The sequence below is a fragment of the Acinetobacter sp. F16 genome, assembly GCF_052712855.1.
This window is the reverse complement of record NZ_JBRATK010000001.1, coordinates 89,208-104,547: the sequence shown is the minus strand read 5'-3', so window position 1 is coordinate 104,547 and position 15,340 is coordinate 89,208. Positions and strand designations below refer to the sequence as shown.

The following is a 15,340-nucleotide window of genomic DNA, read 5'->3' as shown; positions in this document are numbered from 1 at the left end:
ATCCATAGATATGACCTGTTCAACAATAGATAAATGAATTATGCACAATCTCCAAAATTTGTAATTAGTTTTTTGTATTTTTAGGCCTAAAAGTGCCAATTTATATAAAATAGAGATTAATTTTTGTGACTTGCTTCCTCTATTCGTCTGATTTTTTGATGTAATCACACACCAGATCAAATAGTCGCATCCTCTGAAAAACTTAAAAAAGCTCAAAAGAAGAAAATATAAGTTATTGTTTTTATGAATTTTATTATAATATTTACTTGACAAATACATTAATTCATTACATTTATTAACTCATTGTCAGAAATTTTTTGTTAAAAAGATCAGCTCCCAAAGCTATTTTTTTCACTAAAATGTAACACAGCCAAGATTATATAGCTCATAATCGATAGCTAAACTTAGATGCGTAAGTCTCTAATCCAATCAAAAAAACTAACAGGATTATTTTCTATGACAGATGAAAAAGCGTTAACTTTCAACAAGCATCGAAAACGATTGCCAGCATTCGCTATGAAGGTCATATCTTAAACTAGATTCATGATTTGATCAGTACAATGTTATCTTCAGAGCCTTATCAAAATTCTGAAGTCCAGCAAGAATTGCTGAAGTTTGCCCAAAGCATTGTGAGATTTCATTAAGATCGATAGTGAAACCCTGTCCCTTCTAAACGATGATGCTTGATTTTGATTGATATAAAGAAATTTACAAATATCAGTTTCCTTATTGCATTATAAAAAACTTGATATATATTAATATGCAATAAAAATAATTTAATATATATTGCGAAACAAAATAGCTTTAGATTAGAATGCTTTTCATGAAAAATTACAATTACAACAATGAATTATGGGGTTGTCTACCATGACTAAAAAATACAGTAAGTTTTTACCTTCTCCGGAAAATTTCAGCTTAGACAATTTTCCATATTATTGGGTTACCCAAGTGCATGCCCAATATGTTCAGAATGTCGATCATGTATTGAAAAAATATGGTTTAGATAATTCTCGTCGCCGAATTCTACTCGCTTTAAAATCTAAACCGCATGCAAGCGTGTCCGATCTTTCGGAAATGGTCGTCTCCAAGATGTCAACGACCACCAAAATTGTATATCGCCTAAAAGATGAAGGATTAGTTGATACTTCCTCATGTGAAGATGATGCCCGAATTACCCGTGTAGTTTTAACGGAAAAAGGAAAACAAATGACCCAGAAGATTAACGATCTTACCAATGTGGTTTTGGAACAATCTTTTGAAGGCTTAACCCCCTTACAAATTGAAAAGATGATGGAAAGTCTTAGACATATTTTCAAGAATTTAGCGCATTAATTTTAATTTTAAATCTAATTTACAAATTTAATCAGGAGGCTTTTTCACTTTCGTTAAAAGATATATTTTAAATAAATTTTATTCAAAATTTTTCGCAGAACAGCTACAATAATAAAATACAATTACAACAATTAATAACAGGAGAGACATCCATGACAAAAAAATACAGTAAATTTTTACCGTGCGTGGAAGATTTTAGTTTAGACAATTTCCCATTTTATTGGGTTACCCAAGTGCATGCTCAACATGTACAGAACGTAGATCACGCCCTGAAAAAGTATGGTCTGGATAATTCTCGTCGCCGTATTTTACTTGCTTTAAAAGCAAAATCTCATGCCAGTGTGTCCGACCTTTCTGAAATGATTATTTCCAAAATGTCGACAACCACCAAAATTGTATATCGCTTAAAAGATGAAGGCTTAGTAGACACTTATTCATGTGAAGATGATGCCCGAATTACCCGTGTTTTATTAACAGAAAAAGGGCAACAAATGACCCAAAAGATTAATGACCTTACCAATGTGGTTTTGGAACAATCTTTTGATGGCTTGACTCCATTACAAATTGAAAAAATGATCGAAAGTCTGAAGCATATTTTCAAAAATTTAGCCCGTTAAGCAGGGCTTAATCGAAAAAATTCAGTTGAGGAGTTATTTTCTCGATTTTTGCTTTTGGTACATGAGAACATTCAAATTCCTCTTCAGGAAACCCTTGTACAAATGATCGGATATCTGGAGACTTCCAACTCAGCCATTCATCTAAACGCTCGTGAGGAATAACAATCACTGAGCGTTTAATATTTCCGGGCTCATGAAATTCTTTCATCATGGGATGGTCAATTGCGTCCATCGTAATCATGGTGGCTGAACGAACCACTTCATCCCCGATCTTACAAATTTCGTAAAGTGCCGCAATAAAAACAGCTTGACCATCTTTGCGGCGCACACCCCAACGCTGGGGTTTATGATCAAAATATTTAGATTCATAAAACTCAGCCACGGGAATGACACCAAACTTATATTTCATCAAAGCATTATTAAAGGTGGGTTTCTGAAATAAAGTCTCATTACGGGCGTTATAGGTTTTAGAGGCAATGGTTTTATCTTCTGCCCATTTCGGCACAAGACCAAACATCACTTTACGCCATTCAAGACCTTGCGGCGATTTAAACAATAAAGGTAAATCATAACCCGGATAGACTTCTTCCGGATATTCAAAAGCAATATCCGGAAGCTTTAGATCCTGCAATTGTTTGAGTGTTAAGGGTTTAAAGTTTGCACACATAGCATAAGAATTGAATGATAGGAATTAAATTAAACTGGCTCAATTATATCCTTAACCGTATCAATATGACTGTATCCGGTCGTTGTGAATCATCAACCAGTGTGTAAAGCTGAATGCTTCCAGAGCCCATTGATTACTAAAACATCTCAAGTCTAGTTTTTTTCTGACTACGAAAATGGAGTATTCATTTGATCTGTGCTTGTAATCAAAAAGAACTATTAAGGTCAACATATCCTGAGACTGGGTTTTATTATTTGCTGATCAAAATCAACTGTTCACCTTTTTAATAGCAATCCAGATACGCCAGTAAATTAAAAATGAAGTTGCCAGGTCCACAATGGTACTTTCAATTGCATTTATATGTGCAAGTTCAGCTTCATCAAACCGCCCTTTAAAAATATTAAAAATCAGTTCATAACAGATCATTACCACAATGGCGAAAATGGAAATTTTAATGGTAATCGGTAAATACAGCGCAATAAAACGGTTTAAGAACGCATGACCTTTTTCACCGCCATTGGCTTTAAAAGCAGCATTGGTCCAACTGATCAATAAACCTAAATGAATGACAAATCCAGCTAAACTGATTTTAAGTTCCTCAACCCCAGTCAGACTTAAAGCAAAAAAGCCCAACAAAATCAAAATACCGCTGACCATATAATAATTTTTAAAGTCACCTTGGATCACACGGTTTTGTTTTAAATCATCAATCAGTTGATCGGTGCGCCAAAAATACATGATTTATACTCCATTATTAGGTGTCGATCATATACAAAAAAAGCCTCACAAGGAGGCTTTTTTATTCAGGTTACAGGATTAGTCGCCTGTATAACCTTTTAATTTTAAACGTGCAGCGTGTAATAGAGGTTCCGTATAACCCGATGGCTGTTCGCCACCTTTAAAGATCAAGTCAGAAGCTGCCTGGAACGCAATGTTGTTTTCAAAGTCATTCGACATTGGCGTGTAAAGTGGATCATTGGCATTTTGCTCATCCACAATTTTCGCCATACGCTGCATGACTTCTTCAACTTGCGCCCGCGTTACGATACCGTGACGCAACCAGTTCGCAACATGTTGAGAAGAAATACGTAAAGTTGCGCGATCTTCCATTAAACCGACATCATTGATGTCTGGAACTTTAGAGCAACCTACGCCCAAATCAACCCAACGAACCACATAACCCAAGATACCCTGACAGTTATTTTCAAGTTCTTTGGTTTTTTCTTCTTCAGACCAGTTAGTGTCTTTAGCTAATGGCGGTGTCAACAAATCATCAAGTGACAATGCTTCAGTCGAAAGCAATTCTTGCTGACGGTTTGCTACATTGATTTGATGGTAGTGAATTGCGTGGATCACTGCGCCTGTCGGTGAAGGAACCCAGGCACAGCTTGCACCCGCTTCTGGATGTTCAGTTTTGGTTTTGTACATGTCGAGCAACATATCTGGTTTTGGCCACATGCCTTTACCAATTTGCGCCTTACCACGTAAACCAGCCTGAAGACCGATCATTACATTACGGTTCTCATAAGCCGGGAACCAGATTTGACCTTTAACTTCACCTTTACGAACGAAAGGACCTGCTTCCATGAAGGTATGGATTTCATCACCAGTACGGTCCATGAAGCCCGTGTTAATGAAAATGGTACGGTCTTTCGCTTGAGCGATACAGTTTTTCAGGTTTACAGATGTACGGCGCTCTTCATCCATGATACCGATTTTAAGCGTTTTAGCCGGTAAACCTAATGCCTGTTCAGCACGCTCAAACAGTTCAACTGCAAAAGCAACTTCTTCAGGACCATGCATTTTTGGTTTAACGATGTACATAGAACCTTTACGCGAGTTCTTGATTTCGTTTTCACCCTTGATGTCTGCAAAAGATAACAATGGTGTAACCAGCGCATCCATGATGCCTTCATAAATTTCCGCACCATCTACAAGGATGGCTGGATTGGTCATCAAGTGTCCAACATTACGAAGCAACATGAGTGAACGACCGTGAATAGAAGTCACACCACCAATCAGGTTTTTGTGAGTGCGATCTTTGTTCAATGTACGAGTAACAGTTTTACCATTTTTCGCGATTGACTCTTCGAGCGTGCCGCGCATTAGGCCCAACCAGTTACGGTAGCCTTCTACTTTTTCTTCTGCATCAACTGCAGCAATCGAATCTTCTAAATCCTGAATGGTAGTTACAGCTGCTTCAAGTACTAAATCTTTAACACCGGCTGCATCTGTTTGACCAATTGGACTTGTTGCATCAATTTCAACAATTACATGCAATCCGTTATTTTTAAATACGATTTCAGTTGGTGCAGCAGCTTCGCCGTTATAACCAACAAATTGAGCCTGATGCGCCAAAGTGGTGGTTGAACCATCTTTTAAAGTCACAACCAGTGCATTGTGCTCTACTGTATATTTTGTTGCATCTGCATGCGAACCATTTGCCAACGGAAAAGTTTCATCTAAGAAGTTTTTCGCGAATGCAATGACTTTTTCGCCACGGACTGGGTTATAGCCCTTACCTTTTTCCGCACCACCTTCTTCAGGAATTACGTCGAAACCGTAAAGTGCATCGTATAAAGAACCCCAACGCGCATTTGCCGCGTTCAAGCAGTAACGTGCATTACGTACAGGTACTACAAGTTGTGGACCAGCCAAAAGTGCGATTTCTTCGTCGACATTTTCTGTGCTGATTTTGAAATCTTCTACTTCTGGTAATAAGTAGCCAATTTCTGTAAGGAAAGCTTTGTAAGCTTCTAATTCAAATTTGTTGTTGCGGTGCCATTCATCAATTTTAGCCTGAAGATCTTCACGCTTTGCTAAAAGCGCCTTGTTCTTAGGACTAAGATCAACAACGACTTGCTCGAAGTTTTTCCAGTATGTTTCGCTGTCTAAACCAGAACCTGGTAATGCTTCATTTTCGATGAAATCGTAAAGTTCTTTAGCAATCGCTAACTTGCCTTTTTGAATACGTGCAGTCATTGTCTTTCCTGATATTGCTACTTTTTATAACAAGAGATTCTAGTATACCGATTTAAATCTAGCTGAATAGTACTATCACACTGCTAAATAGTGGTCATTTTTTATAAAATAAATATGCACATTATTAAATAAAATATAACTCACCAATGCGATGTCATCATCCACCTGAATACCTTTTTACAGTTTATAAAGTTTTTGAAATGTCTAAATTAGACTTAAGTGCAGATTTAGAGATAAAAACAGCAGTTAAACCCGACATTGGTATAGTTATAGAGTAAAGATTGAACAATGACTAGTTTTAAATGACGACTAAATACATATTTTCTGGTCATAAAAAAGCGCCATTTCTGGCGCTTTATTTTCATTTGTTTAGGATTCTACTTTCTGGATCTGTTTATGCGCTGCATTCAGATACTCATCGGACTGCATTTCCAGTAAACGTGAACGCGTGCGTTCAATTTCAAAGGCTAATTTTTCACCTTGATAGATATCAATAATTGAATCTTCAGAGGTCAACAACAGTTTGACCCCGCGATCATAAAACTCATCGACCAGATAAATAAAACGGCGTGCACCTTCCGACAAGTAATCTGTTAAATGCGGAACATTGCTCACCAGCACAGTATTGTAAATATTGGCGATCTCAATAAAGTCTGCTGGACTACGCGGCTTAAAACACAAATCTGAAAATTCACACCATAAAACATCTTCAGTATGTCCCACTGTTTCCACAATACGGTTATTGATAATAATCGGCTCTTGGGAAATTTTTTGCGTTTGGGTTAAAGCCGTAAAGCGCTGTGCGATCCAGTTTCTATGATCATGGGTCAAGGGTGATTTAAACAATTGCGCCTGTTTCAGCACTCGCAAACGATAATCTACCCCTGCATCAACATTTAAAATCACACAGTTCTTTTTCACCATCTCAATGGTGGGAATAAAACGGTCACGATGAATCCCGTTTTTATACAGGCCATCTGGAGCAATATTCGATGTTGCAACCAAGGTAATCCCGCGATCAAATAATTTTTGGAACAGTTCGCTTAAAATCATCGCATCAGTAACATTCGATACAAAAAATTCATCAAAACAAATCACCACGGCTTGCTGGTAAATTTGGTCAGCCACCAACTCAAGTGGATTACGTTGTCCCGATAATTTGTTCAATTCACGATGCACATGCTGCATAAAATGATGGAAATGCATGCGCATTTTGCGGCGAAAAGGGATCGACTCAAAAAACTGATCCATCAACCAGGTTTTACCGCGCCCTACACCGCCCCACATATATACACCCTTAGGAGATGTTTGACGACGGAAACGACGGAAAGCTTTTTTCGATGCCTTAAAACGCTGCAGCAGTTCTTGCCAGACACGATCCAATTCATGGACAGCTTGCGCCTGTGCATCATCCGGCATGAACTGACCAGACGAGATCGCTTGCGCATAACGTTCTGCAGGTGACAAAGGAATAAAGGCGGTGCTGTGCTTAGAATTTAAGTCTGACATATGATTGAATACTATTTTAGGCTATTGAAAGTATAGCGAAGTTTGGGATGGAAGATATAACACTTTGGCATTACTAAACTTAGGCTATTTAAAGTACTGGCGTGGACTGTATCCAAACCATCGTTTAAAGGCATGATTAAAAGCTGCCGGTTCGGAATAGCCGAGTAACTCTGCAATCATTTCAATGGAATACTCTTTGTATTCTATCAGCCTTAAGGCCTTGTCTTTAATCAGTTGTTCACGTATTTGTTTATAGCTACTTTGTAATTGCTGCAATTGATGGCGCAAGGTTCGTTCCGGAATTCGCAAGGCTTGGGCTGTTTCTGCCATCGTTGGCATCACGCCTTGCTGCAACTCTAAATAATCCTGTACGCGCTGCACCAATGACGGCACCTGCTCATCCATTTTTAAGCGCTCCAATTCAGCAATACATTTACTTTCATAAATTTTAAAAGTCATTTTATCTGCCGATGGAATCTCAACATCCAGAACTGCATCATCAAACCAAAATTCTGCACATTTCGAGCCAAACCTTAACGCTGTACCATAGTAACCATAATAAGTATTTAAAAAACCTTGATTTTGTGGCTGCGAAAATGGCAATTCAATATGAATCTGGGGAATACTCAACCCTATCATTTTATAAAGGTCCTGGATAAATTTATAGGTACCTGAAATTTCACATTGTGCTCGTAACAGACCCAGATCACTGTTCAAATCTTGTGGTTCATAGCATAAAGCAACCTTGTGTGCTGTATATTTTAAACTTAGACACCCGGTTAGATGAGTTAATGCTTGATATTTAATACCTTGCTCTAAGGCTGTACGCACATTTTCACTGGTGACCAGCAACATGAGCAAAGGACCATATCCAGCAAGCGCATAATGCTGCCCAATAAACAGACCTTTTTCAGGCGGAACATCCTGCCCAATAACTTTTAGAACATCCCACTCCAAACTTGGATGAATGGTTGAACTTGGATCCAATGCTTCGGCACGCAGCCCAATACTTTGAAGTTTTTGATCAACTGCAATCCCAGCTTTACGCATGCCTTGAATTAAATACATCAAGCCAAGAATTGATCTTTTCATAGCATTGTCTAATTAAAAGAATATGACCATTTTTTACTATAAAATTCCACGCTTGCAAATTGCCGAATATATCAATTTTTTTGGCACGACTATCATGTTGCGGAGCAATCTATTCATTTAAGCTATATAAAAATAAATTTATAAGGCAATAAAAAAATGCATGATGCAACTCAAGGCCAGCAAATGCCCCAGCAAACTCAAATTGCCATTATTGGAGCAGGGTTTGGTGGCTTGGCAATGGCCATTCGTTTATTACAAAACAATATTCAAGATTTTGTCATTTTAGAAAAAGCCAATGATGTCGGTGGGACTTGGCGTGAGAACCAATACCCGGGCGCAGCCTGTGATGTGCAATCGCATATGTATTCACTTTCATTTGCAGCTAAAAATGACTGGTCGAAGCGCTATGCTGAAGCACCTGAAATTTTTGCCTACATCCAAAGCTTGATGAGCAGTTATGATTTAAAAAAATACTGCCAATTTAACTGTGAAGTTCTGGCTGCCGAATACAATCAACACAGTTGTGACTGGAAGCTGACATTAAATAATGACTCAACCCTGATTGCTCAATTTGTTGTTTTCGCATCTGGCCCTTTACATGTTCCGCAAATTCCACATATCAAAGGCATTGAAAAGTTTCAGGGCAAAGTTTTTCATTCATCGCAATGGGATCATCAATACGACCTCAGCAATAAAAATGTTGCATCCATTGGTACAGGTGGCAGCGCCATTCAATACATTCCTGAAATTGCCCCCAAAGTTAAGCAACTGTACGTATTTCAACGTACTGCAGCTTGGATTATTCCACGCGATGAACGTAGTTATTCAAGTCTGGAAAAAAAGCTGTTTAATAAATTTGATTGGTTTAGAAAGTTGCATCGTGCACGTCTGTATTGGTCAAATGAATCACGTGTAGTTCCTATTGTTAAACCGACCGTGATGAAATACACCCAAAAACTCGCGGAAGCCTATATCAAATATCAGGTGAAAGATAAAAAGCTGGCTCAAAAACTCACTCCAAATTACATTATGGGTTGCAAACGAATCTTAGTGTCCAACAAGTACTATCCAACCTTTAATCGACGCAATGTCGAACTCGTTAGCGATGGCATTCAAGAGTTGACGACTGACAGCATCATTACTCAAGATGGCAAAGAACGTAAAATTGATTGCCTGATTTATGGCACAGGCTTTATCACCGACCCACGTATTTATTTAAAGTCCTTTAAATGCACTGGAGAAAATGGTCTCGATTTACGAGAGGCTTGGCATGATGGTGCGGAAAGCTTTTATGGCATGTGTACCAAACATTTTCCGAATTTTTTCCAACTTTTAGGACCCAATACCGTTCTGGCCCACAACTCGGTTATCTTTATGATTGAGTCACAAATCAATTACATCTTGCAAATGATTCAGCTGGTCAAGCACACCCATAGCCATGCCATTGTAGTGAAAGACCAAGTACAAGATCAATTCAATGCAGAGGTACAAAACCTGCTGAATGGAACGGTATGGCAATCTGGCTGTGTAAGCTGGTATCAGCAAGATGGCGGCAAGAACTTTGCCCTGTGGCCCACCTATACATGGAAATATTGGCTAAAAACCAAAAAACTTAATCCCGCAGATTACCGCTTGCTAAATAAAACTCCTGAAAGTCGTGCAGCCTAAATACTTAATGCTCATAATAAGCAGGTGTCTTTTCACCTGCCGACTTTTTGTATGCAATCGCTTTGGTTGATTATCCAGCTTCTTCTCTGTTTATTCCTTGGGTTCGTTCTTGCACGTAAACTTCCTCGGTGGCTAGAAAATTTAGCCTTTAAAGTTCTACCCTATTTTACTTACATACTGCTGATTGCCATCGCAATTGAATTCTCTCAAACACTACACAGCATAAGCAGTCCGCTGCAAATTTTATCTCATGCACTGACCCTCTCGATTGCAACATCAGTTGGTGCTTTTCTCTGCTGTTATATCCTGTTTAAAAGTATTGGCTATCAACCAACGCAAGGTAAAGTATCTGCAGAGTTATTGGTTAAATCACTGCTCAACATTAGTTATGCCTTTATTGCACTCGCATTCGGGTATGGACTTGCTGAACTATTTAATCATTTTGAATATAGCCTGCATATGAGTACATGGAATCTACTGCTGATTTTCATGTTCTTGATTGGTTTGGATTTAGCATATTCTCCACTCGACCGTTCATGGCTGAACTGGAAAATCATGCTTGTACCGATCGGCTGTATTGTCGGTTCATTAGCCGGTGCATTTTTTACCGCAGCAATTGTGAAAGACATTAGTCTCAAAGACCTGATTATGCTGTCTCAAGGTTATGGTTTTTATTCTATGACAGGCATTGTGGTGACTGAACTTAAAAATGCCGAGCTTGGCAGCATTGCACTGATGAATGATTTATTCAGAGAAATCATTGCAATTCTTTTGATGTATAGCATTGGTTGGCGCTACCCTCGCTCTGCCATTTCATCCGCTGCCGCAACAGCAATGGATGTTACCCTACCTATGGTCAAACAAGCCTGTGGCAATGAGTTTATTCCACACGCAATGGTCAGTGGCTTTATTCTTTCTGTGCTTGCACCGATTATGGTGAGTGTACTTTGCAGCGATTTGATTTTTTATTTCCCCTTTCTCTAACTCTTACTTGTGCTTCGTTTAAAGCAGGGATAGAGAACTTGCGCAGGGATAGAGAACTTTATTTTCTTTCAAAGAATGGCATAAAGTCGTCTCCCTCTGGAAGATGATTTAGATGAGGGAAATAATATTTAGGCTTGTAATTTTAAAAATTCAAATCTATTCCCTTTACCAAATCCCCCACAACGTCAAGCACATCCAAAGCAATTTCAGCCACATCAAAACCTGAACTCCAGTCTGCTGAACTCGTTTGATTCTGCTGCTCTTCTTGCTGCACAAGCTGTTCTACAGGTTGAATCTCCTGCGAAGACTCATTTTTTGACGATAAAGCAAAATCATCAGGTTCGGTCATTGAATTGCTCTTTTGAAATTAACCTTGTTCTTAATGTATTAAAAAAGCCTTTCATCAGAAAGGCTTTTTATAGATATTCGACAAAATGCGAATCAGATTAAATGGTCGCCAAAATATCAAGCAAGGTTTGACTTGGATTTTGTGATTGAGTAATCGGACGACCAATCACCAAATGCGTTGAACCATCCAGTATGGCTTGCTTTGGTGTCACAATACGCTTTTGATCATCGGCATTAGAACCCGCCGGGCGAATACCCGGTGTCACTAAAGCGAAATCCTGACCTAATGTCTCACGGAGCATTTTTGCTTCTTGAGCTGAACAGACCACACCATCAAGACCACTGTCTTGAGTGAGCTTAGCAAGACGTTTTACTTGTTCAAATGGTTCAACATCCAAACCGATATCTTTTAAGTCCTCACGACCCATTGAAGTCAATACAGTCACAGCAATCAGTTGAGTGTTGTAGTTACCTGCTTTTAAGCGCTCCACACAAGTTTCCATCATCTTACGACCACCTGATGCGTGCACATTCACCATCCACACACCCAAATCAGCTGCTGCACATACGGCTTGCGCTGTCGTATTTGGAATATCATGGAATTTTAAATCCAAAAAAACCTCAAAACCTTTGTCGTGAAGTGCCTTAACCACACTTGGACCTTCATGGGTAAATAACTCTTTACCAACTTTTACCCGACATAAAGCAGGATCTAATTGCTCTGCAATGGTTAACGCGTCATATTGGCTTTTAGCATCCAGTGCAACAATGATACTCAAGAGAATTTACCTTCGGTCAGACAAAAAGAAAGCCCATTATAATGGGCTTTTATTTTCGTTGGTAATATCTAATACAGTTTTTTCATGCCTAGTATGAGCTGCAGCTTCAGCAGCAGCCATTTGGGCAGTCTGAATTTGCTCTTTCCGGAGATATTCAATGTCTTTACGCAGTCGTTTAATTTCCCAGTTATTTTGAAATACCCGAAAAATTTGTACACCCAGCAATAAACCCAACACCACACCCAAAGCTAAAGTAAGTAATAACAATAAGCCCAAACGCATAGCAGGAACTTGAGTAAATAGCAGATCTACGCTTAACTCAGTACCATTTTGTAAAACTAAAGCCAGTGAATAGCCAAACAGCACAATGAGCAAAGCTACCAATACGTAACGCATAAATACCCCTTTTGGAATTTATTATTGTGCAGAATCGTTTACTGCATCACGCAACGCCTTACCAGGTTTAAAGTGTGGAACTGCTTTTGCAGCCACTTCAACAGACTTTCCTGTTTTAGGATTACGCCCCACACGTGGATCACGGTGATGCAAAGCAAAACTGCCAAAACCACGAATTTCAATACGATTATCAGATGATAAAGCAGCTATCATTTGATCAATCATAATTTTAACAGCTTCTTCGACCAAAGGCTCTGCTAAGTGTGGATTTTTAAGGGAAATTCGCTCTATTAAGTCAGACTTATTCAACGCTTCCGTAGTCATCTGCGACCTCTTTAATTATCAAGCTACTTTGTAGATGATCCGATAATAACGTGTTTAAATACAAAACGGTAGCGCAATAAGTTAATACTACGCTACCGTTTACAGTATTTGTGTAAAAAGTATTAGTTAATTTACATTAACAATACATTTTAACGCCTACTTAGTTACCCATTTGAGCTTTGATCAAATCACCAATAGTCTTAGGACCATTTTCTGTAGAAGTTGTTGCTGTTTTCAAGTTAGCAACTGCTTCTTTCTCTTCAGCTTCGTCTTTCGCTTTAATAGACAAGTTGATAGAGCGTGATTTGCGGTCTACGTTGATGATTTTAGCTTCAACTTCTTGACCAACTTCAAGGAACTTAGTTGCATCTTCAACGCGATCGCGGTTGATTTCAGAAGCTTTAAGAGACGCTTCAACTTCGTCAGCTAACTTAACAGTTGCGCCTTTAGCGTCAACAGCAGTCACAGTACCTTTAACCAAAGCACCGCGCTCGTTAGTTGCCAAGAAATCATTGAACGGATCGTTGTTCATTTGTTTGATACCAAGGCTGATACGGTTGCCTTCAGCATCTACAGACAAGATAACCGCTTCAACAGTGTCACCTTTCTTGTAACGACGGATAGCTTCTTCGCCTTGTTCGTTCCAAGAAATGTCAGATAAATGAACTAGACCATCGATACCGCCTGGTAAACCGATGAAGATACCGAAGTCAGTGATAGATTTGATCGTACCAGAAACTTTTTCGCCTTTGTCGTGGTCTTTAGCAAACTCTTCCCATGGGTTAGCACGAGTTTGTTTGATACCAAGAGAAATACGACGACGTTCTTCATCAACTTCAAGAACCATAACATCAACTTCGTCACCAATCTGAACAACTTTAGATGGGTGGATGTTTTTGTTAGTGTGATCCATTTCTGAAACGTGTACTAAACCTTCAACGCCTTCAGCGATTTCAGCGAAACAACCGTAATCAGTAAGGTTAGTTACGCGAGCTTTAACGATTGAACCTTTAGGGTAACGGTTCATGATCGCTAACCATGGATCTTCGCCTAATTGTTTAAGGCCTAAAGATACGCGGTTACGTTCACGGTCAAATTTAAGTACTTTAACAGTAACTTCTTGACCAACTTCAACAACTTCTGAAGGATGCTTGATGCGTTTCCAAGCCATGTCAGTGATGTGAAGAAGACCATCGATACCGCCAAGGTCAACGAATGCGCCGTAATCAGTAAGGTTCTTGATAGTACCTGTAACTGTTTGACCTTCTTCAAGCTGAGCAAGAAGAGCTTCACGGTCAGCTGAAGATTCAGCTTCCATAACAGCACGACGTGAAACAACAACGTTGTTACGTTTAGCGTCAAGTTTGATTACTTTGAATTCTAACTCTTTACCTTCTAAGTGAGTAGTATCACGAATAGGACGAGTATCAACTAAAGAACCTGGAAGGAACGCACGAACTGGACCGATGTCAACAGTGAAACCGCCTTTAACCTTACCAGAGATAACACCAGTAACGATTTCGCCGTCTTCAAAGATTTTTTCAAGTTTAGTCCAAGTTTCAGCGCGTTTTGCTTTTTCGCGTGAAAGAACTGTTTGACCCATACCGTTGTCAAGAGCTTCAACAACAACATCAACAGTATCACCAACTTGAACTTCAAGTTCACGTTGGTCGTTTAAGAATTCAGCGCGGTCAACAATACCTTCTGATTTAAGGCCAGTGTCAACTGTTACCCAGTCAGAGTCGATGCTTACGACAACGCCTTGGATGACAGCACCCTTTTCAACGTTGAGGTTTAATTCGCTTTCTTCAAAGAGGGCTGCAAAAGATTCGGTCATGATATACCTGATAAAGTTCAGCGGTCTTGGATCAGACAAGGCCGGTTTAATAAAGCTTCCACATAGTCCGTAATAAACTGATCTAGCTATGCTTTGGCTGAAAATTCGTTAATTGGCTAATTGCTTTTCGACAAAATTGGTCATCAACTGGAATACTTCATCAATGCCCAATTCTGAACTATCAATGATATATGCATCTGCTGCCGGCTTGAGTGGAGCGACTGTGCGCTCCATGTCTCGTTTGTCTCGAGCTTGTATATTAGCTAAAATGTCGCTTATTTTAACATCTAGCCCCATACCCTGCAACTGCTTTACACGTCGCGCCGCTCGGGATTCAGCCGAAGCAGTCAGGTAAATCTTGGCTTGAGCCTCTGGAAAAATAGAAGTGGCCATATCACGACCATCTGCAACCAAACCCGGTTCTTGCGCAAAAGCACGTTGACGCTCTAATAACGCGGCTCTAAGTTCAGGAATTGCAGCAACTTTTGAAGCAAACTCACCCACACGTTCAGTACGAATCGTTTGGCTCACATCTTCACCGTCCAGTTGGATCTGAGTTCCGGCTTCAGTTGTAACAAATTTTATGTCTAAATTTGTTGCAATTTTAATGCATTGATCAAGTGCTGAATCAAGACAATCCAGCAAGTTTTTTTGATGTAATGACAGCCCCAGCAAACGATATAAAGCACCCGAATCCAGTAAATGAAAGTGATAGTGCGCTGCCAGCTTAGCCGCAAGTGTGCCCTTTCCAGAACCACTTGGACCATCGATAGTAATAATTTGAACTGTCATTAATTTTCCACTT

Annotated in this window: 15 protein-coding genes; 4 read left to right on the top strand and 11 right to left on the bottom strand. The window is 39.3% G+C overall.

What is annotated here, in order from left to right; translation table 11 throughout:
- Nucleotides 1-867 precede the first annotated feature (867 nt).
- Together ACU0NF_RS00525 and ACU0NF_RS00520 are read left to right on the top strand one after the other, a co-directional pair.
- A complete protein-coding gene (locus ACU0NF_RS00525; protein WP_131267275.1) occupies nucleotides 868-1,332 on the top strand; it encodes a MarR family winged helix-turn-helix transcriptional regulator in 465 nt (154 codons plus the stop codon).
- 152 nt (nucleotides 1,333-1,484) lie between these two features.
- Nucleotides 1,485-1,949 carry a MarR family winged helix-turn-helix transcriptional regulator gene (locus tag ACU0NF_RS00520; RefSeq protein WP_131267276.1) on the top strand — a complete coding sequence of 155 codons (465 nt, stop codon included), beginning with the start codon at nucleotides 1,485-1,487 and terminating at the stop codon, nucleotides 1,947-1,949.
- 7 nt (nucleotides 1,950-1,956) lie between these two features.
- Here ACU0NF_RS00520 and ACU0NF_RS00515 read toward each other — a convergent pair whose 3' ends face one another.
- The 5 genes from ACU0NF_RS00515 to ACU0NF_RS00495 form a co-directional block, all read right to left on the bottom strand.
- Nucleotides 1,957-2,616: an SOS response-associated peptidase gene (locus ACU0NF_RS00515; RefSeq protein WP_445659781.1), complete on the bottom strand. Its 660-nt coding sequence runs from the start codon at nucleotides 2,614-2,616 to the stop codon at nucleotides 1,957-1,959.
- Nucleotides 2,617-2,883: 267 nt separating this feature from the next.
- A complete protein-coding gene (locus tag ACU0NF_RS00510) occupies nucleotides 2,884-3,354 on the bottom strand; it encodes a hypothetical protein (protein ID WP_445659780.1) in 471 nt (156 codons plus the stop codon).
- Between the two features lie 78 nt (nucleotides 3,355-3,432).
- The gene (locus tag ACU0NF_RS00505; RefSeq protein ID WP_445659779.1) at nucleotides 3,433-5,598 is read right to left on the bottom strand and encodes a malate synthase G; all 2,166 of its coding nucleotides are present in this window, start codon (nucleotides 5,596-5,598) and stop codon (nucleotides 3,433-3,435) included.
- A gap of 369 nt (nucleotides 5,599-5,967) precedes the next feature.
- Nucleotides 5,968-7,107: a cell division protein ZapE gene (zapE, locus tag ACU0NF_RS00500; RefSeq protein ID WP_131267280.1), complete on the bottom strand. Its 1,140-nt coding sequence runs from the start codon at nucleotides 7,105-7,107 to the stop codon at nucleotides 5,968-5,970.
- An 84-nt stretch (nucleotides 7,108-7,191) separates the two neighbouring features.
- On the bottom strand, nucleotides 7,192-8,199 hold the full coding sequence (locus ACU0NF_RS00495; protein WP_445659778.1) for a helix-turn-helix domain-containing protein: 1,008 nt from the start codon (nucleotides 8,197-8,199) through the stop codon (nucleotides 7,192-7,194).
- A 156-nt stretch (nucleotides 8,200-8,355) separates the two neighbouring features.
- Here ACU0NF_RS00495 and ACU0NF_RS00490 point away from each other — a divergent pair, with 156 nt between their 5' ends.
- Nucleotides 8,356-9,867, top strand: coding sequence for a flavin-containing monooxygenase (locus tag ACU0NF_RS00490; RefSeq protein ID WP_445659777.1), 1,512 nt, complete (start codon nucleotides 8,356-8,358; stop codon nucleotides 9,865-9,867).
- 51 nt (nucleotides 9,868-9,918) lie between these two features.
- Nucleotides 9,919-10,851 carry a lysine exporter LysO family protein gene (locus ACU0NF_RS00485; protein ID WP_445659776.1) on the top strand — a complete coding sequence of 311 codons (933 nt, stop codon included), beginning with the start codon at nucleotides 9,919-9,921 and terminating at the stop codon, nucleotides 10,849-10,851.
- A gap of 142 nt (nucleotides 10,852-10,993) precedes the next feature.
- On the opposite strand, the gene ACU0NF_RS00480 is transcribed toward ACU0NF_RS00485, so the two are convergent.
- From ACU0NF_RS00480 to cmk, 6 genes are all read right to left on the bottom strand, one after another.
- Nucleotides 10,994-11,200: a hypothetical protein gene (locus ACU0NF_RS00480; RefSeq protein WP_445659775.1), complete on the bottom strand. Its 207-nt coding sequence runs from the start codon at nucleotides 11,198-11,200 to the stop codon at nucleotides 10,994-10,996.
- A 97-nt stretch (nucleotides 11,201-11,297) separates the two neighbouring features.
- Nucleotides 11,298-11,978 carry an orotidine-5'-phosphate decarboxylase gene (pyrF, locus tag ACU0NF_RS00475; RefSeq protein WP_445659774.1) on the bottom strand — a complete coding sequence of 227 codons (681 nt, stop codon included), beginning with the start codon at nucleotides 11,976-11,978 and terminating at the stop codon, nucleotides 11,298-11,300.
- Nucleotides 11,979-12,014: 36 nt separating this feature from the next.
- Nucleotides 12,015-12,374, bottom strand: a complete 360-nt coding sequence (locus ACU0NF_RS00470; RefSeq protein ID WP_131319363.1) for a lipopolysaccharide assembly protein LapA domain-containing protein — start codon at nucleotides 12,372-12,374, stop codon at nucleotides 12,015-12,017.
- A gap of 21 nt (nucleotides 12,375-12,395) precedes the next feature.
- Nucleotides 12,396-12,698, bottom strand: coding sequence for an integration host factor subunit beta (locus tag ACU0NF_RS00465; protein ID WP_370983306.1), 303 nt, complete (start codon nucleotides 12,696-12,698; stop codon nucleotides 12,396-12,398).
- A gap of 160 nt (nucleotides 12,699-12,858) precedes the next feature.
- Nucleotides 12,859-14,535 (bottom strand): 30S ribosomal protein S1, encoded by a 1,677-nt coding sequence (gene rpsA / locus ACU0NF_RS00460; protein WP_131216210.1) that lies wholly within the window; start codon nucleotides 14,533-14,535, stop codon nucleotides 12,859-12,861.
- A 108-nt stretch (nucleotides 14,536-14,643) separates the two neighbouring features.
- On the bottom strand, nucleotides 14,644-15,327 hold the full coding sequence (cmk, locus tag ACU0NF_RS00455) for a (d)CMP kinase (protein ID WP_445659773.1): 684 nt from the start codon (nucleotides 15,325-15,327) through the stop codon (nucleotides 14,644-14,646).
- Nucleotides 15,328-15,340: the final 13 nt, after the last annotated feature.